We start from the raw sequence: 18,156 nt of genomic DNA on the forward strand, positions 1-18,156 counted from the left end.
ATAGGACGATTAAACAAATAAAATGGCTAAATCATTAAACGCACACCATTATTTAGATTCGGACTTTGTCATATATTTCTTTCGCAGCTGAAGTGATTGCTAACATATGAATAGCGCCATGAATCATGCCTTCTAACAAATGGAAGTTCACATTAACACCAGCTTCTCTCAATTTCTCTGCATACTTTTCACCATCATGTCGAAGTGGATCGTATTCACATACAAAAATTGTGGCATCAGGTAAGCCTTGTAATGAATGCGCAAGCAAAGGGCTGACAAGCTCATTTACTTTGTCTGCCTTAGCATTAACATATTGATCCCAACAATACGCCATGGTCGCCGTCGTTAAACCAAAGCCCTGTGCATATGTTTGATAAGAAGCGTTACTCATGGTGGCATCTAATGCTGGGTAGAACAGCAGTTGATGACTGATTTTAATATCAGGATGTTGTTTTGCCAGTAGGCAGGCCACTGCTGCGATATTTGCTCCAGCACTGTCTCCACCCACTGCAATACGATTTTTATCAAGACCAAATACCGAAGCATTTTCCTGAATATAAGACAATGCAGTAAAAAAATCGGTTAATGGTATTGGGAATTTAACTTCTGGCGCTAAACGATAGTCGACGGAGAATATCACTTGCACCATTGATTCAGCCAATAAACGACAAGCACGGTCCCATGCATCTAGGCTGCCAAGACACCATCCACCACCGTGAGCAAACACCATCGCTGGACGTTGTTGCACATGTTCTAAAACATAAGGAACATAAACACGAACTTCAATTTCTGCTTGATCCTCAGTCATCACCCTAAAGCTGTGTTGATAAGATGAGTCTTGTTCAACGCCTTGTTGTTGGATAATCGATTGATTTACCTGTGCTCTTAGTTCATCCAATGTGTTTGCAGCGGGTAATGCAGACTGAGACTTAAGCCAATTTTCGATTTCAATACGTAACGTCATCTTGCTTTTTCCTGTTGTAAAAAATTAAGAATCAATGAACAAAATATTTCTGGTTGTTCTTCCATAATGAAATGACCACAATCTTTGACAATCGCACTGGATAACTGAGTACTCACTTTTTTCATGGTTTCATAAGGTGCATCATTTGTTGCATGCTCTGCACCAATCGCGAATACGGGCATATCTAAAGTCTTAGCTTCCCTTAGTTTATTCTGACGAATAGTTTCAGGGATGGCGCGATAGTAATTAAAACCTGCTGTTAAACGTCCTGAAACCTTATAAGCCTCTATATAGGTTTCAGTGGCAACTTTATCTTGATGCCATGACCATTTATCAAAAATATAATTGAGATAAGTTTCTTCCCGACCCATCACTAAAGCTTCAGGCAAATCGCTAATCTGATTAAACATAAAATGCCAGAGAAAAATATTCTGTTCAGGTGGAACAAAAATTGGGGGCGGTGGTGCTAAACCCGGAATTACAGCTTCTGTGACCGCAAGACGAGTGACGGATTCAGGGAAATCGCAGGCGAGTGCATAGCCAACCCACATCCCGATATCATGCCCAATAACGGCATAGCGATGATGTCCAAGTTCAGACATCAGACTCGATAGAATGGCTGCAATATGTCCAGTATCATAATGACCATCCAATGGAGCTGAATATCCAGTTCCAGGTGGATCAACCGCAATCGCTTGATAACCATGCTGAGCCAACTCAGCCATGACGTGTCGCCATGCATACCATGTTTGAGGCCACCCCGGAATCAGTAAAACAGCGGGGCCATTGCCTGCGGATACGTAATGTAATTTTTTAGCTTCAATATGGATGTAGTGATGATTAAATTGATTTGATAATTTTTCAGTGTGCGTCGTCATCATTATTTCTCGTTCTACGCTTAAATGCCCAATAATTGGTTGATTTGTGATTGATTTACGGGCGCAGCAGCAAAGTCATCAAATATTTTATCGGTCACATGGATAATATTTTGTTTAATAAATTCAGCACCTTCTCGTGCGCCATCATCTTTATTTTTTAGACAACATTCCCATTCCAACGTTGCCCAACCCTGATAGTTGTTATGTGCTAATTTTGAAAAAATCGATTTAAAATCAACTTGACCATCACCTGTAGAGCGGAAGCGGCCAGCTCGATCTCCCCAATTTTGATAGCCACCGTACATGCCTTGACGACCTGTCGGTGTGAACTCGGCGTCTTTTACATGGAACATACGAATGAAGTCCTTGTAGATATCTAGGTATTCTAAGTAGTTCAGTTGTTGAAGAATAAAATGGCTAGGATCAAACAAGATCTGACAACGTGGGTGATGATTGGTGCGTTCTAAAAACATTTCAAAGCTAATCCCATCATGAAGATCTTCACCAGGATGAATTTCATAGCAAAGATTGACACCGTATTCATCACAGGCATTTAAGATCGGAGTCCAACGGCGAGCAAGTTCATCAAAAGCTGTTTCGATTAGCCCTTCAGGACGTTGCGGGAAGGGAAAGATATAAGGCCATGCTAAAGAACCAGAGAAAGTTCCCATCTCATGTAACCCTAGACGCGCAGACGCTTGAACCGAAGCGAACATCTGTTGTTCAGCCCATCGGGTTCTTTCTGTTGGTTTACCATGCAAATATGAGGGTGCAAAACCATCACATAAAGCGTCATAAGCAGGATGAACCGCCATTAACTGACCAAAAATATGCGTGCTTAACTCACTAATTTGTAAACCGTTTTGATCTAAAATACCTTTGATCTCATCACAATAACTCTGACTTTCCGCTGCTAAATTGACATCAAATAATCGTTTATCCCAAGCAGGCAGTTGAACAGCCTTGAAGCCATTGTCCGCAACCCATGCTGCAATACTTGCTAAATTGTTGAATGGAAAAATATTATCACTGAACTGCGCGAGATGAATACTTGGCCCTTTGATTGTTTGCATCTTTGAAACTCAATTGGTTGTCGATCGACAAACAATAGGCTGAATATTATTTAAAAACAACTTATTTTTTCAAATGAATGTCGATAATTGGGTTTGGATACAACAAATCATATTGATTTATTTGCGAAAAATATTATTCCGATTAATAATAAAAAACACTAAATTTGAAAAAAGAAGCACTATGGCGGGTCGACCAAGAGAGTTTGATAGAGAAAAAGCGTTGGTCAAAGCACGGGATTTTTTCTGGCAGCATGGCTATGAAGGAACATCCATGTCAGATTTAGTTGAGGTTTTGGGTATTGCTTCAGCGCGTATATACAAAGCATTTGGTTCAAAAGAAGCGCTTTTCAGAGAGGCGGTTAAACATTACGAAGAACATGAAGGTGGCTTTGCAGTCAAAGCATTGCAGCAGCAAAATATCAAAGCGGTAATGACCCAATTATTTCAAGAAGCGATCAAGTTATACACTCAAACAAATCATGCGTATGGTTGTATGGTTGTTTCTTCGGCAAGTGTATTAAGTGAAGAAAATCAAGGACTTCTCGTCTGGATGAAACAGCAGCGTATTCAGCGTGTTGAAGGTCTAATTCAACGTTTTGAGCAAGCTAAACTGGATGGTCAACTGCGGGATGATGCCGATCCTGAACAATTAGGGCAATATTATGGGCTGGTTTTACATGGCTTATCTGTACAGGCAAGAGATGGTTATTCAGAACAAGTGCTATTATCAAACATCAGCTTGGCACTTAAAAATCTAGATCAATATTTGGTAAAACCTTAGCAAATTAATAGCAGTCTATACTCGCCGTCTTTCTCAGCAGGTGCTCGGTGCACACATGGTGGGACTTGTTGCGTTGGATGATCAACTGCTAAACGCCAAAGATGTCCTACGCCTAAATTCACTGGGTTTACATCTGGCTTAGGTTGATAATGCAAATCAAAGAAATACTCTGAGAGGAACGTTTCAAACTCAGCATCTGGACCATTATATAATTTCTTGAGTTTGTCTCTTATTTCTGGGATCAAAATCTTTTGCTCAACTTGATCATGAGCCAGAATATCACTTGCAGGACCATAATACGTACATAAAAAAGTATCTGTTTCGATAGGTGATCGATCCACATGATATGAATATACATCGGTTGAAATGAAATCGAGGTCTTCGTCACGCTCATAACTTTTAAGTAAATTTAGGCACGGCGATGCGCCTAAATCAGTCAGTAGCTGTATATCAGTTAATATCCTTTCTCTTGCAAAATCGCCTTTTTCTGAAAGTTGTAATGCCAAAATATTCTCAACAGAAACCTCTGTAATATTCTCTTTTAATTCAAGTTTATTCACAACTTCTTCAAAATCACCAACCAAATTTCTATACCAGCAAAGGGCATTCATATCACCTTGAAAATGGCTATTGATAAGCTCAGAAAAACTAGAAACCGTTTTAATTTGGGTATTGTCAGAAAAGGGATTTTTCATATCAGAATTAAAAATAGATCATAGCTCATTATACAAGTAACTTTAGAGAAATGTCGTATGTACATTTATATTCAGTAAGCTTAACTCTTATTTAATGGTTTTGATTTATGCTATTGATTTTTTAATAATTTATTTTGGTAAGTGATTTTATATATATTCTAGATAATTGAATAAACAAATGGGATTTTCATTAATCTGCAATGTAATCGGCACAAAATAAACAATGGAAAAATTTACGTCTAATCGCGTATTAGAAAAATCACTTTTTATAAAATATAGAGTAACTCATGACTTCTATGCATGCACTAACAAATGGTCAGGAACACTGTTTGGAAACTTATATAAATCGAGAGTTATCATTATTAGAGTTTCATAAACGAGTGCTTGCACAGGCAAAAGATGATGGGCATCCACTACTAGAACGCCTTAATTTCTTAATTATTTTTTCTCGCAATCTGGATGAGTTTTTTGAAATCCGTGTTGCAAGCCTAATACAACAAATGAATTTGTCGACTCAGACGGTAGGGCCCGAAGGAACCGCTCTCACGGACGTATTACAACAAATTTCTAAAGTCGTTCATGAGGCAGTTGAACAACAATACAAAATATTAAACCATTCCATTCTCCCTCAATTGCAAGGTCATGGAGTTCATTACATCCAGTATGCTGACATACTAGAAAAGCATAAGGCATGGATTAAAGATTATTTTTTTAATGAAGTACAACCCGTTGTCACACCGATTAGTTTAGATCCTGCACATCCATTTCCTCGATTGGTCAATAAAAGTTTGAATTTTATTGTGACTTTAGAAGGAAAAGATGCATTTGGACGAGAAATTGATTTAGCTATCGTACCAGCACCAAGATCATTACCTCGACTGGTCAAATTACCACATCAAATTTCAGGTAATTCAGAACATTACATTTTACTCTCTGCAATTATTCAGGAACATATAGCGGATTTGTTCCCGGGGATGAAAGCAACGGGATGCTATCAATTTCGTGTCACACGTAATGCCGATTTAACCGTATCAGAAGATGTTGAAGACTTGGCGATTGCGCTCAAAGGAGAATTATCAGCAAGACGTTTTGGACGCGCCGTTCGATTAGAAGTCAATAAAAACTGTCCTGAGCATATTGCCGATTATCTATTGGAACAATTTGAGTTAGAAAAAGAACATTTATATTTTGTTGATGGTCCTGTCAATCTGGCTCGTTTCATTTCCAATTTCGATTTACCAGAATTACGATTCCAACCTTACCAACAAAAAATCCCAAAAGCGCTCTATACCAAAAAGCCAATTTTTGATGTGCTGCAAGCAGGCGATGTGTTGTTACACCATCCATTTGATAGCTTTGCTCCTGTGATCAAGCTGCTCAGAGACGCAGCCTATGATCCCAAAGTACTTGCGATTAAACAAACGTTGTATCGGAGTGGTGCAGACTCTGAGATTGTCAAAATTCTTGCAGAAGCAGCAAGAAATGGCAAAGAAGTAACAGCCGTTATTGAATTAAGGGCGCGTTTTGATGAGGAGTCAAATATTGAAGTAGCCAATGTACTTCAAGAAGCTGGGGCGGTTGTTGTATATGGAATTGTTGGTTATAAAACCCATGCCAAAATGATTCTAGTAGTACGCAGAGAACAAGATAGAATCAAACGATATGTGCATTTAGGCACAGGAAACTATCACGCGACCAATGCAAAAATTTATACCGATTATGGCCTATTAACCAGTGATGATGAAATTTGTGAGGATGTACATAAAGTCTTTCAGGAGTTAACAGGAATGGGGAAAATGGCAAAATTAAAAAAACTTTTTCATGCTCCATTCACCTTACATTCCCAACTTATTGAATTAATACAACAGGAAATTGAAAATAGTAAAGCAGGTAAAAAAGCGCAGATCATAATCAAGGTAAATGCATTGACTGAACCCCAACTGATTAATGCACTTTATAAAGCATCGCAGGCAGGTGTGCAGATTGATTTGATTATCCGTTCAATTTGTTGTTTAAGACCACAAGTGAAAGGGCTTTCAGAAAATATTAGAGTCCGCTCAATCGTGGGACGTTATTTAGAACATACCCGTGTTTATTATTTTTACAATGATGGTGAAGTTAAGTTGTACTGTGCCAGTGCCGACTGGATGGGGCGTAATCTGTTTTCTCGAATTGAATGTTGTTTCCCAATTGAAGATAAAAAGCTAAAAAAACTCATTATTGAAGATGGCTTGAAAAATTATTTGAAAGACAATTGCCGAGCATGGGAGCTTCAAGCAGATGGAACGTGGTTACAATGCCAGCCTAAACAAGATCAATCAGTGCATATCGCGCAAAGATATTTGATGGATAGAGAGGTTGGCTGAGCCTGATTTGGTCACTGTATTGTCATGAAGTCTTATTAATCTAATTTTAGAAAAACAAGAAAGAGCTCAGCAGAATATAAAAAATAATAATTTTATCTATTCTCACACAACATACCGTTCATTTTTCAAACCCACTTCGGTGGGTTTTTTATTACAAAACAAAAAAACGATGGTATCAGGATTCACAATTAAAACAGAAGCTTATATCTAAATTACAAAAGATACTTTTCTAGCAACTCTATTTTTGATCCTTCTGCTAAGCAAGATCGATCTGTTTTCTTAGATTCAAAAAACCAAAACTCATTAACTTTAAGTTAATGGTGTTGAATTCAGGTTGATTGATCACAGAGGAGAAAAAGCTTTTTATAGGATAAGTCATCGTTACCAAGGAAAGCACATGGAATGTTCTGTTCAAAATAAAGCAAATCTATGGACAAAACGTCGACATGCGAAACAATTGAAACTAGAACAAGTACGCAAATATACAGATGGTGTTGTGATCCCTAGACAAAATATTATTCAAGTCTTGGAAACATTAATCAGTTCAGGCGACAAGGTTGTGCTAGAAGGAAATAACCAAAAACAAGCGGACTTCTTATCGCGTGCTCTTGCTCAAGTCAACCCAAAGACACTTCATGATTTACATATGATTATGCCAAGTGTGGGTCGTCCTGAACATCTCGATATTTTTGAAAAAGGGGTTGCACGTAAACTCGATTTTTCTTTTGCTGGAACACAAAGTTTACGCATTAGTCAATTACTTGAAGATGGACTGCTTGAGATAGGAGCTATTCATACATACATTGAACTATATTCAAGGTTGCTGGTTGATTTAATCCCCAATGTAGTTCTATCGGCAGGATTCATGGCAGACCGCCATGGCAATATCTACACAGGTCCAAGTACCGAAGATTCACCTGCATTAATTGAACCTGCTGCATTCAGTGATGGCATTGTCATTGTACAAGTGAATGAACTTGTCGATGATGTACAAGATCTTCCACGTGTTGATATTCCTGCTTCTTGGGTTGATTTTGTCGTGGTTGCAGATAAACCTTTCTATATCGAACCCTTATTTACACGCGATCCAAAGCACATTAAACCCGTGCATATATTAATGGCCATGATGGCAATACGTGGAATTTATGAACGTCATCAAGTGCAATCACTTAATCATGGAATTGGTTTTAATACGGCGGCCATTGAATTAATTTTGCCAACTTATGGTGAAGCATTAGGTCTAAAAGGGAAAATTTGTCGTAACTGGACTTTAAATCCACACCCAACGCTGATTCCTGCGATTGAAACAGGTTGGGTTGAAAGTGTGCATTGCTTTGGTACAGAACTGGGAATGGAAAAATACATTGCAGCACGCCCCGATATTTTCTTCACTGGCCGCGATGGTTCTTTACGCTCTAATCGCATGATGTGTCAGTTGGCTGGACAATATGCAGTGGACCTTTTCATTGGCGCAACCTTACAAGTGGATGGAAATGGTCATTCTTCAACGGTAACCAAAGGACGTCTGGCTGGATTTGGTGGCGCACCGAATATGGGACATGACCCACGTGGTAGACGCCATTCGACACCTGCATGGCTCGATATGCGTATTCAAGGCTCAAATGAAACCGATACATATTTAGCCCGGGGTAAAAAATTAGTTGTACAAATGGTCGAAACCTTTCAGGAAGGTGGAAAACCAACATTTGTGGACACCCTTGATGCTGTAGATGTCGCGAAGAAATCAGGCATGCCTTTAGCACCAATCATGATCTATGGTGATGATGTAACCCATCTTTTAACCGAAGAAGGAATTGCGTATCTCTATAAAGCACGAAGCTTGGAGGAGCGTCAGGAGATGATTGCAGCTGTAGCAGGCGTCACTGATATTGGCCTGAAGCATGATCCTAAAAAAACTGAGAAATTACGACAAGAAGGATTGGTGGTTTTCCCTGAGGATTTAGGCATCCGCCGTACTGATGCGACTCGTGAATTATTAGCGGCCAAAAATATTGCTGATCTTGTGACTTGGTCAGATGGCCTATATCAACCTCCTGCAAAATTTAGGAGTTGGTAATGAATGTAATTTTAAAAAAGACAGGTTTTAGCACTGCAGAACTTATAGCTGATATGGCAGTGCAGGCATTAATTGATGAAGTTAATTTAACTCCAAAACCCGCTCTAGTGGATCAGCGTGGAAGTGGTGCTCATGATGATTTAACGCTTGAGTTGATGGAGCGTTCTGCTCAGTGCTTATTCCCAATGTTCAAGGCGATGGCAGAAGCGGCCGAACTCTATGGCGAAGTTTGTACAGCTTTACGAGAGGATATTGGACAGCTTGGTCGCTATGGTGAGCACCGTATGTTGCAAGTCACTCATGGAGTGAATACACATCGTGGTGCGATTTGGTCAATTGGACTAGTCGTGACATCTGCTGCATTGATCTTAATAAATCAGAAAAAATGCACGGCTGAACTGTTATGCAAAACAGCCAGTGAACTGGCAAAAATTGAGGATCAATTTGCACCTATCCAGCCAATGACACATGGTCAAAAGGCAAGACAGAAATTTGGCATCAATGGAGCAAAACAGCAAGCTCAACAAGGCTTCCCTGTTATTACGGAGTATGGTTTAGCTCAGTTACACCGTAGTCGGGTGAAAGGAATGTCGGAGTCTTCCGCTCGCTTAGATGCGCTATTGGCAATGATGGGGCAACTGACAGACACCTGTGTTATTCATCGGTCTGGCTTAGAGGGGTTACATAAAATGCAGGTAGGTGCCCAACAAGTATTGGCGCTTGGTGGCTGTTCAACAACGCAAGGACAGCAGCGCTTGGCACAACTAGAACATGATTTATTGGCGATTCGAGCCTCTGCAGGCGGTGCAGCCGATTTACTGGCAACGCTCTTGCTCCTCGATAGCCTAGAAAAATATCACTGGAAATAACCTCAGGGAAGATAGCGATGGAAACATTAACTTTTGAATTTGCAGCAGCAGAGATTCCCAAAAAATCAGCTCTCGTTGGCTGTGTAGGATCTGGTGATCTTGAGATTCTGATGGAACCGAACAGTTCAGGTCAAACCACGACGATAAAAGTGGTCACTTCTGTCGATGGTCGTCAACAACACTGGAAAAATTTATTTGAACGAATTTTTTCACTTCATCGTCCTCCCGCTGTCAACATTGATATCCATGATTTTGGCGCGACCCCAGGTGTGGTTCGTTTGAGACTTGAACAAGCTTTCGAGGAGGTGAACGGTGGCTGATCTAAATCACTTATTGAATAAACAAAGTTTTATTGAGCTTGGAGCACGTGATCGGGCTAAATCTTTACTCGATGTGGGAAGCTTTCGGGAATTATTAGATCCGTTTGCAAGAATCATGTCACCTTGGTTAGCGAAACAAAACATCGTTCCCCAAGCTGATGATGGTGTCGTTGTGATAAAAGGACGTATTGAGCAACATCCTGTTGTGGTGATTTCAATTGAAGGCATATTCCAAGGTGGCAGTCTAGGTGAGGTGGGTGGAGCTAAAATTGCTGGGGCTTTAGAACTAGCAGTAGAAGACAACCTGAACGATATCCCTACAACAGCAATTTTATTGCTCGAAACCGGAGGTGTTCGTTTACAAGAAGCAAATCTGGGATTAGCTGCAATTGCCGAAATTCAATCTGCCATTGTCGAATTAAGACAATATCAACCCGTTATTGGTGTCATCGCAGGCAGTGTAGGGTGTTTTGGCGGGATGTCGATTGCAGCCGGACTGTGTAGTTATTTGATTATGACGCAAGAAGGTCGTTTGGGCCTGAATGGGCCTCAAGTCATTGAACAAGAAGCTGGCATGCAGGAATACGATGCAAAAGATCGTCCTTTTATCTGGAGTATTACTGGCGGGGAACAACGTTTTAACAGTGGTCTCGTCGATGTGTATGTGGAAGACGACCGTCAAAAGATCCAACAACAGATTGTTCAATGTATTGTGCAAGGTCAGCCTTTGATCCATCGGAGTCGTAATACTGCTTTTTACCTGTCAAAAATTCAACAGGTGGATACGACAGCACAGATATTACCAACTGAAGTTCAAGCCTTATATCAAGGAAAAGAGGTCTAAAATGAATACACATGTTACTCAAGCCTCGTTACGTGGACGAAACTGGTTTAATGCTTTAACCCAGAATTTAAATTTAGTCGAAACCCCAATTGATTCATTGCTCATTGCTGATGGCCAATGGAATGCTCAGGAGGTTCGTGTTTTTGCCATTGTCGCAGATGAACTGAATAAGTACCCACGGGCAAGAAGTGGTGAGGTTGGTTTATTGGAAGGTTGGGCGTTGGCACAAGCAATTGATGAACTGATTCAAGCTGATTGGGGAAAAACCAAGAAACGCGCAATTTTGTGTATTGTCGATGTACCGAGCCAAGCTTATGGACGACGAGAAGAAGTACTCGGAATTCATCAAGCCCTTGCTGGCGCTGTAGATGCTTATGCAACGGCCCGCTTAGCTGGTCATCCGATCGTTAGCCTGTTAGTTGGTAAATCGATGTCTGGGGCATTCTTGGCGCATGGCTATCAGGCTAATCGCATTCTGGCACTTAAAGATCAAGGCGTTATGGTGCATGCGATGGGTAAAGAATCTGCTGCACGTGTCACTTTAAGGACTGTGGAAGAGCTTGAAGCTTTGGCTGCGACAATTCCACCCATGGCTTATGATATCGAAAGCTATAGCACCTTAGGGCTGTTATCTGATGTTCTTGAGGTAGAAGCTGCCGAGCAACCTACTGTAGCAGATGTTATCGCTGTTAAAGCCGCAGTGAATGAAGCCATTCAAGATATTAAAAAACAAGGCAATGTTGATTTAAAACATCGCTTAAATGGGAAAAACCGTAAAGCGTCGAAACAGGTTCGAGAACTGTTACGTGAGCAATGGTCATGAGTCATCATTTTCAGGCGCATGATTTATTGTGGGGAATGAATCCACATATGTTACCTGAAAATGCGCCAGATTGGGCCATTCAAGTACTATCTGAGCAAAAGCCTGTTGTGGTTAGGCGGGCAGTAACGAAGACGCATATGGTCACTGTAGGTATTCGTGGAGAACAAAGAAGCCAACGCTTTGCAACCGAAATGCCTATTCAGGCGATTATCAAAAAGGTGAGTCCAGAAAGTCTGCTTGCAAAAAATTTGGCTTTATTCCCTCATTTACAATACAAACTGCAGCGGGTTTATAAAACCATGCAAACTTTTTCTTTGCCATGGGGATACACAGGAAGTGTCGGTTATGAATTGGCAACAGGACTTAAAACAGTCAACGAAAATAGTGATGTTGATTTATTAATTCGCACAGAACAATGCATCTCAAAATCTGAAGCGAAAATTATGTTAAGGGCGTTAGAAGATTTGGGTATCAACATTGATGTGCAGTTACAAACACCTTTAGGCGGCGTCGCACTCAAAGAATGGGCAAGGACAGCAGGAGAGGTTTTGCTAAAACAAAATGATAAAGCGGTTTTAGTCAAAAATCCTTGGCATTAAAAGGAAAAAGGTATGAGTTCAATCTGGGTATATCCAGGACAAGGTTCTCAGAAAGTAAATATGTTACATGATTTACCTCAACATTCACTGGTAAAGGAATATCTAGAGCAAGCATCAGATATTTTGCATCAAGATGTACTGCTGCTTGATCAAAAAGAAGCATTGAAATCGACGTATTCCGTTCAGCTTTGTTTGTACATTGCAGGCGTGATTTGTTCATCTCTACTGAAAGAACAAGGGCTCGAACCAGACTATGTTGCGGGTTTATCGATTGGTGCATGGGCTGCGGCTACCGTCGCAGATGTCATTACTTTTGAAGATGGTCTTGCGTTGGTGGCAAAGCGGGGAGAGTTGATGCAACGAGCCTATCCGAAAGGCTATGGCATGACAGCAATCCTCAGTTCGGACTCATCTAAAGTTCAGGAGTGGGTTTCAACAATCCATAAGCATCAATCTGATGTTTATATTGCAAATTTTAATGCCCCAAACCAGATCGTGATTTCAGGTTCAGATAGCGCAATGCAACAGGTCGAAGCGCTTGCCGTTCAATCTGGAGCAGTAACAAAAAGATTAGACGTCAGTGTGCCATCACACTGTTGTTTATTGGAAAAGCAAGCCGAGCAATTGGCCTATTTGGCGGAGGGAGTTCAATTAAATCAACCAAACATTAAATACTTAAGCGGGACTTCTGCTCGTTTGCTTAGAACAGGTGAACAGATTCTTGATGATCTCATTTTTAATATGAGCCGAACGATAGATTGGGAAAACACTGTTCAGGCCGCATGGGAACGAGGTGTGCGATTGCAAATCGAAGCTTTGCCAGGCATAACACTGACAGGTTTAGCACGGAAAGTATTTAAAGAAGGAACGGTTTTGTCTTTTCAAAATACAAAATTGGAAAATTTGATTATGGAAATGCATAAACACGGTAATTTTGCATAAACAAAATCAAAAATAAATGAAGTCACTCAATGGATAGAGGAAATTGAAAATGATTATTTATGGCGTTGGTTTACTTGCCTTATGTACGCTGGTAGGCGTCATTATTGGCGATGCTTTAGGTGTTCTACTAGGCGTACCCTCGAATGTTGGCGGTGTCGGTATTGCAATGATCTTGCTCATTTGTATTCGCTTATGGATGGACAAGCGTGGGCTGATGAATGTAGAGACAGAAAAAGGGGTCGTCTTTTGGGGCATGATGTATATCCCTGTCGTGGTTGCAATGGCGGCACAACAGAATGTTGTCTCTGCGATTACAAGTGGACATATGGCCGTTTTAGCTGCAATTTTTTCTGTTGCAGTATGTACTATCACCATTGCAGCCTTAAGTCGCTATAAAAAAGGAACGCCGTTACCAGAAGAAGAAATAAACACATTAACAAGGGTTGGAGGCAAAGCTCATGGTTGAGATGCTATTAAAAGATTTAACACATTTAGGCTTGGTCACTGCCTTTGCACTGATTGCCTTAATTATGTGGTTATCCACCAAACTGTCAAAATATTTAACTAATGGTCGAGTACATGCTTCAGCAATTGCCATCATTATTGGTTTGATATTAGCGTGGGTGGGTGGAACCATTACAGGTGGCGAAAAAGGGATTACGGATATTGCTTTGTTCTCTGGTATTGGGTTAATGGGCGGTGCAATGTTGCGGGACTTTACAATTGTCGCAACCGCATTTGAAGTGCAGGCAACTGAAGCTAAAAAGGCGGGTTTTATTGGTGCTTTTTCACTACTTTTAGGCACAATATTACCCTTCATTGTTGGCTGTCTCTTTGCGTGGATTTTCGGTTATCGAGATGCTGTAAGTATTACGACAATTGGTGCAGGGGCTGTTACATATATTGTTGGCCCTGTTACTGGTGCTGCGATTGGAGCCAGTTCAGAAGTTATAGCGCTTTCTATTGCAACTGGTCTAGTGAAAGCAATTTGTGTCATGGTATCAACACCAATGACGGCAAAATTTATGGGCCTCGATAATCCACGTTCAGCAATGATTTTTGGTGGATTGGCAGGAACAGTAAGTGGTGTGTCTGCTGGCTTGGCGGCTACTGATCGCCGTTTAGTTCCTTATGGTGCATTAACCGCAACATTCCATACAGGCCTAGGTTGCCTGATGGGACCAACAATCTTGTTTTTTGCAGTAAAAGCATTGCTTGGTAACTAATTATTGATCTTTTTAAAAGCCCTTCATCAATACATGCAGGGCTTTTTTACATCTCTAAGAATCTTTTGGAAAACATACGGCATTCTGCAATTAATGCCAGTAGATTTGGGTCACGCTCTTTACTTTTTAGGAAAACCAGACCAATCTCTTGTTTAATTTGAAAGGGCTTTTTCAAAGGAATGAGCTTAACTGAACTTTCATAGATCGTTGAAATACGGCCTGGTAACAATGCCAAGCCAACACCTGTACTCACCATGCTGACCAAAGTAAAAATATCACTCACTTGTAAAAATACTTTTGGATCAATTCCTGCTTTTTCAAACAAGATATCTGAATCATTACGTGTTGCGAAACCCTTAGAAAGCGTTAAAAACTTTTCGTCCTTTAATGTTGTGAGATCTACTTCATTCATTAAAGCTAACGGAGAGTTTTTATTGACGGCTAGATAAATATTATCTTGAAACATTGGAAGTGTTTCAAAATCAGAGTCATCGGTCGTGTCATTGAGTGCAACAATAATGGCATCTAATTCAGTCGATTTTAGTTTTGTGACCAAGTCTAAATTTGAACTTAGAAGAAGTTGAATATCTAGCTCACCTCGACGCAGCTTTAATCCACTAATGACATTCGGAATCGTATTCACAGTGAGTGAATAGAGTGAACCTAGGTGCAATATCTTTGCAGCAAAACCTGCGGCTTCACGGGTTTTATTTACGGTAATAATCATATCCTGAATAAGCTTATGTGAATGTTCTTGCAAGACATAAGCACTTTTCAGTGGAATCAGGTTTCTTCCTTCATTTTTAAACAAAGGGCAGCGTAGGGCGCTTTCTAAGGAGTGCAATGCTTTATGTACACTGACATTACTGATTTGCATCTCATCCGCAGCTTTGGATAAGTTTCCATGACGCATAAAAGCCAAAAAAATTTGGATTTTTTTGAGGGTCAGTTCTTCTTCTATTTTCATTGCACGAGCTAAATTAAAATAATAAAAACAATTATATAGATAATATTAAAAGGTTAGGTATTGGGATTGTATTTTTTATAGAGATTTATTAAACCAAGTGAAAAATCAGGTTATAGAGATGATATGTACGAGTTAAACTCAAGATAGTACAAGACAATATTTACTCTCATTGTAATTATTGTCTTGCGATTAAAACTTACTGGGTTAAATAGTTACTGACAGCATTAAAGAATAATGCATTTTCGTTTTCAATTTCTGCTGAAGGGCGAGCGGAATCCCATGTGCTCCACTGCATCATAATAATATTATTTTTTGGATTAATCGCCATACGCTGGCCAAAAATTCCACGGCCCCAAAAGGTCGCATCCATGTTTTTAGAATGGAGTGGTGCACCAGAGGTTGGATGATAATTCCACCATTGGTAACCATACTGTCCTTTAGGATATTCAGAAGTGACCGAGTTTTTTGCTGTCGTCCAATGACTTAAATCTTTTAACCAATGGTCTGGTAATAATTTCTCACCATTTGCAAGTCTCCCTTCTTTTGATACAAACAGGGCAAAGCGTGCATAATCTCTGAGTGTCGCATTAAAACCATGACCTCCCATATCAGTCACATTACGCTGATAAGAATGCCAGACGCCTTCACGTTCCATTCCCACCTTTTTCCAGATGTTTTCTTGCAAATAATGTGCAATATTTTGTCCCGTTGCGGCTTCAAGTACTTTTCCAACGAGCCACGCACCGCCTGTGTTATAAGACCATACTTCGCCAGGCTTATATTTGGCTTTAACATTCTTCACAAGTTTATAAACACAATCATTAGGATTCGCTTGCGCTTCACAATAGGTCATATGTGCAAAGTCAGAATTAGGATCAGCATAGTCTTCATTCCATTCCACACCAGAAGCATGCTGTAAGATTTGTTTTAATGTTACATCTTGCCATGCAGACCCTTTTAAATCTGGAAGGTATCTGATGATTGGATCATCTACTGAATGAATTTTACCTTGCTTAATCGCAATACCAACTAAAGTTGAAACGACTGATTTACCAATCGAGCGAGAGGTCCAGAGTGTGGTTGGAGTATTACCTTGACCATAATATTCAAGAACGATTTTCCCATCTTTTAAAACAATTAACCCAGTCGTATTTTGGCTTTTTAAATAATCATTTAACTGGTATTTTTTGTTATTAACAGCGTATGTAATATCCTTATTTGTTATTTGAATACTACTTTTTTGAAGTGGAAGGATATTTTTTGGGTCAGGTCTAAAAACACTTCCATCATACAGCCGATATGTATTTCGGAAACCAATAACCCTGTCACTTGGTGACCAAGTCAGCATATCATGAGCAGAGGGGAGCTTAGCATCTACGGGTGAGGGGCAATCCTTCATGCCTAAGCTTTTACAATCATATTGAGCTAAAGCAGCTTGAGAAAAAATTAATGTTCCAAAAACCATTCCTAACTTCATTGATTTCATACTTAAATTCCTTGAAAATATTTGTATTGTTCCAATTCCAATTACTGCTTCAATTTAACTTGTTAAAAATAATTAAAATTAAATAGCCTAATGCAGATTCTCATACCACTCAGAAACCTGAGTTAAAAAATGAAGATTTATCTCCCATGATGCTCTCATAGTTTTAAATTATGATTATTCGCATACCCAATCAATAAACTGTTTTTCGAAATTATTAACCTAAGGCTAATACATGCACAAAAATTAAAATTTAATATTATATGAATTTAAATTATTTTTTTCTTGTAAAAACACCTGTCTTATTGAAATTACTGTATATATAAAATCGATTAGAATAATTGACTATATAAAACTCATTTTAATGATAAAAACAGAGAATGATTAAATGATTAAATGATTAAATGATTAAATGATTAAATGATTAAATGATTAAATGATTAAATGATTAAATGATTAAATGATTAATTTTTATTTATTTTAAGTGGATCTGACAACATTAAAACCAGGTAGATCGAGCATTAAACAAAGATGTAAATTATATTTATAAAAACCATTTAAATAATTTATAATTCTTTATTAATTAAAATTTTAGTCAGATAACGATATATCGATTGGATAATGGCGTTTCTTAGCTCTTGCGGCTTCACATTGACTGGGGGGGCAAGCACTGCTGCATGAATGAGTGACTCTAATAATTGTAAGATCATCCAAACAATGAGCGGTTTATTTTTTTCTACGATCTCATCTTGATGTAATTCAACTAAACGGAAGATTTCTTGTCGAATCCCAGTTTCATCTTCAACTCTATTGATATCAAAGAAAGGGAGTTTCTTTTCAAGCAATTTGTGCAACTCAGGTTCAAATGAATGGGCAGCAATAACACCATCAACCAAAGACTCGATTCGCTGTTTTAAAGTTTGGGCATTTTGGCTATCAATCACAGTCCGCAGAATATCTCCAATGTGCTGCGTATGCTTTTTATGCAATGCTACAATGAGTGAGTCTTTATTGGGAAAGTATTGATATAACGAACCGATACTAATGCCCGCGCGCTCTGCAACTAAATTTGTATTAAATTTTGCATAATCCATTTCTTTTAAAATTTCTGCCGCACTTTGTAAAATTGCATCGACAGTCACTCTTGATCGACCTTGGCTTGGTGCTTTTCTCGGTTTGAGTGCTGATTTCATGATCATAAGTAGACAGCCTAAATGTGAGCATTAACTCACTTTTATTAGTAACGATC

General features: G+C 39.3%; 18 protein-coding genes. 11 read left to right on the forward strand and 7 right to left on the reverse strand.

What is annotated here, in order from left to right; translation table 11 throughout:
• Window positions 1-52 precede the first annotated feature (52 nt).
• Genes FPL17_RS05175 through FPL17_RS05185 form a run of 3 tightly spaced genes read right to left on the reverse strand, consistent with a single transcriptional unit; the run spans window position 53 to window position 2,915 of the window.
• Window positions 53-964 carry an alpha/beta hydrolase gene (locus tag FPL17_RS05175; protein ID WP_159883722.1) on the reverse strand — a complete coding sequence of 304 codons (912 nt, stop codon included), beginning with the start codon at window positions 962-964 and terminating at the stop codon, window positions 53-55.
• A complete protein-coding gene (locus FPL17_RS05180; protein ID WP_159883724.1) occupies window positions 961-1,845 on the reverse strand; it encodes an alpha/beta fold hydrolase in 885 nt (294 codons plus the stop codon). Before FPL17_RS05180 ends, FPL17_RS05175 begins: the two co-directional genes overlap by 4 nt.
• A gap of 17 nt (window positions 1,846-1,862) precedes the next feature.
• Window positions 1,863-2,915: a sugar phosphate isomerase/epimerase family protein gene (locus FPL17_RS05185; RefSeq protein ID WP_159883726.1), complete on the reverse strand. Its 1,053-nt coding sequence runs from the start codon at window positions 2,913-2,915 to the stop codon at window positions 1,863-1,865.
• A gap of 181 nt (window positions 2,916-3,096) precedes the next feature.
• On the opposite strand from FPL17_RS05185, the gene FPL17_RS05190 reads away from it, so the two are divergent.
• Window positions 3,097-3,696 (forward strand): TetR/AcrR family transcriptional regulator, encoded by a 600-nt coding sequence (locus tag FPL17_RS05190; protein ID WP_159883728.1) that lies wholly within the window; start codon window positions 3,097-3,099, stop codon window positions 3,694-3,696.
• Here the strand turns inward: FPL17_RS05190 and FPL17_RS05195 are convergent.
• Window positions 3,693-4,391 carry a DUF1826 domain-containing protein gene (locus FPL17_RS05195; protein ID WP_159883730.1) on the reverse strand — a complete coding sequence of 233 codons (699 nt, stop codon included), beginning with the start codon at window positions 4,389-4,391 and terminating at the stop codon, window positions 3,693-3,695. The genes FPL17_RS05190 and FPL17_RS05195 overlap by 4 nt on opposite strands.
• A 287-nt stretch (window positions 4,392-4,678) precedes the next feature.
• Between FPL17_RS05195 and ppk1 the strand changes: the two genes are divergently transcribed.
• The 10 genes from ppk1 to madM all read left to right on the forward strand — a co-directional run bounded on the left by ppk1 (window position 4,679) and on the right by madM (window position 14,457).
• Window positions 4,679-6,757, forward strand: a complete 2,079-nt coding sequence (gene ppk1 / locus FPL17_RS05200; protein WP_159883732.1) for a polyphosphate kinase 1 — start codon at window positions 4,679-4,681, stop codon at window positions 6,755-6,757.
• Window positions 6,758-7,154: 397 nt separating this feature from the next.
• Entirely contained in the window at window positions 7,155-8,834 is a 1,680-nt protein-coding gene (gene mdcA / locus FPL17_RS05205) for a malonate decarboxylase subunit alpha (protein WP_159883734.1), read from the forward strand.
• The gene (locus FPL17_RS05210) at window positions 8,834-9,703 is read left to right on the forward strand and encodes a triphosphoribosyl-dephospho-CoA synthase (RefSeq protein WP_159883736.1); all 870 of its coding nucleotides are present in this window, start codon (window positions 8,834-8,836) and stop codon (window positions 9,701-9,703) included. Before mdcA ends, FPL17_RS05210 begins: the two co-directional genes overlap by 1 nt.
• 17 nt (window positions 9,704-9,720) lie before the next feature.
• A complete protein-coding gene (locus FPL17_RS05215) occupies window positions 9,721-10,023 on the forward strand; it encodes a malonate decarboxylase subunit delta (RefSeq protein ID WP_159883738.1) in 303 nt (100 codons plus the stop codon).
• On the forward strand, window positions 10,016-10,867 hold the full coding sequence (locus FPL17_RS05220; protein ID WP_159883740.1) for a biotin-independent malonate decarboxylase subunit beta: 852 nt from the start codon (window positions 10,016-10,018) through the stop codon (window positions 10,865-10,867). The genes FPL17_RS05215 and FPL17_RS05220 overlap by 8 nt, the downstream gene beginning before the upstream one ends.
• A gap of 1 nt (window position 10,868) precedes the next feature.
• The gene (gene mdcE, locus FPL17_RS05225; RefSeq protein ID WP_159883742.1) at window positions 10,869-11,690 is read left to right on the forward strand and encodes a biotin-independent malonate decarboxylase subunit gamma; all 822 of its coding nucleotides are present in this window, start codon (window positions 10,869-10,871) and stop codon (window positions 11,688-11,690) included.
• Entirely contained in the window at window positions 11,687-12,289 is a 603-nt protein-coding gene (locus FPL17_RS05230) for a malonate decarboxylase holo-ACP synthase (protein ID WP_159883744.1), read from the forward strand. Before mdcE ends, FPL17_RS05230 begins: the two co-directional genes overlap by 4 nt.
• A gap of 12 nt (window positions 12,290-12,301) precedes the next feature.
• Window positions 12,302-13,231, forward strand: a complete 930-nt coding sequence (gene mdcH / locus FPL17_RS05235) for a malonate decarboxylase subunit epsilon (RefSeq protein ID WP_159883746.1) — start codon at window positions 12,302-12,304, stop codon at window positions 13,229-13,231.
• A gap of 49 nt (window positions 13,232-13,280) precedes the next feature.
• Window positions 13,281-13,697: a malonate transporter subunit MadL gene (gene madL / locus FPL17_RS05240; protein WP_159883748.1), complete on the forward strand. Its 417-nt coding sequence runs from the start codon at window positions 13,281-13,283 to the stop codon at window positions 13,695-13,697.
• The gene (gene madM, locus FPL17_RS05245; RefSeq protein ID WP_159883750.1) at window positions 13,690-14,457 is read left to right on the forward strand and encodes a malonate transporter subunit MadM; all 768 of its coding nucleotides are present in this window, start codon (window positions 13,690-13,692) and stop codon (window positions 14,455-14,457) included. The genes madL and madM overlap by 8 nt, the downstream gene beginning before the upstream one ends.
• 46 nt (window positions 14,458-14,503) lie before the next feature.
• Here the strand turns inward: madM and FPL17_RS05250 are convergent, their stop codons facing one another.
• The 3 genes from FPL17_RS05250 to FPL17_RS05260 form a co-directional block, all read right to left on the reverse strand.
• Window positions 14,504-15,424: a LysR family transcriptional regulator gene (locus FPL17_RS05250; protein ID WP_159883752.1), complete on the reverse strand. Its 921-nt coding sequence runs from the start codon at window positions 15,422-15,424 to the stop codon at window positions 14,504-14,506.
• A 196-nt stretch (window positions 15,425-15,620) separates the two neighbouring features.
• Window positions 15,621-16,910, reverse strand: a complete 1,290-nt coding sequence (locus tag FPL17_RS05255; RefSeq protein WP_159883754.1) for a serine hydrolase domain-containing protein — start codon at window positions 16,908-16,910, stop codon at window positions 15,621-15,623.
• 563 nt (window positions 16,911-17,473) lie between these two features.
• Window positions 17,474-18,106: a TetR/AcrR family transcriptional regulator gene (locus tag FPL17_RS05260; protein WP_159883756.1), complete on the reverse strand. Its 633-nt coding sequence runs from the start codon at window positions 18,104-18,106 to the stop codon at window positions 17,474-17,476.
• Window positions 18,107-18,156: the final 50 nt, after the last annotated feature.

Source organism: Acinetobacter dispersus (assembly GCF_009884975.1).
In the GTDB taxonomy this organism is placed as follows: domain Bacteria; phylum Pseudomonadota; class Gammaproteobacteria; order Pseudomonadales; family Moraxellaceae; genus Acinetobacter; species Acinetobacter dispersus.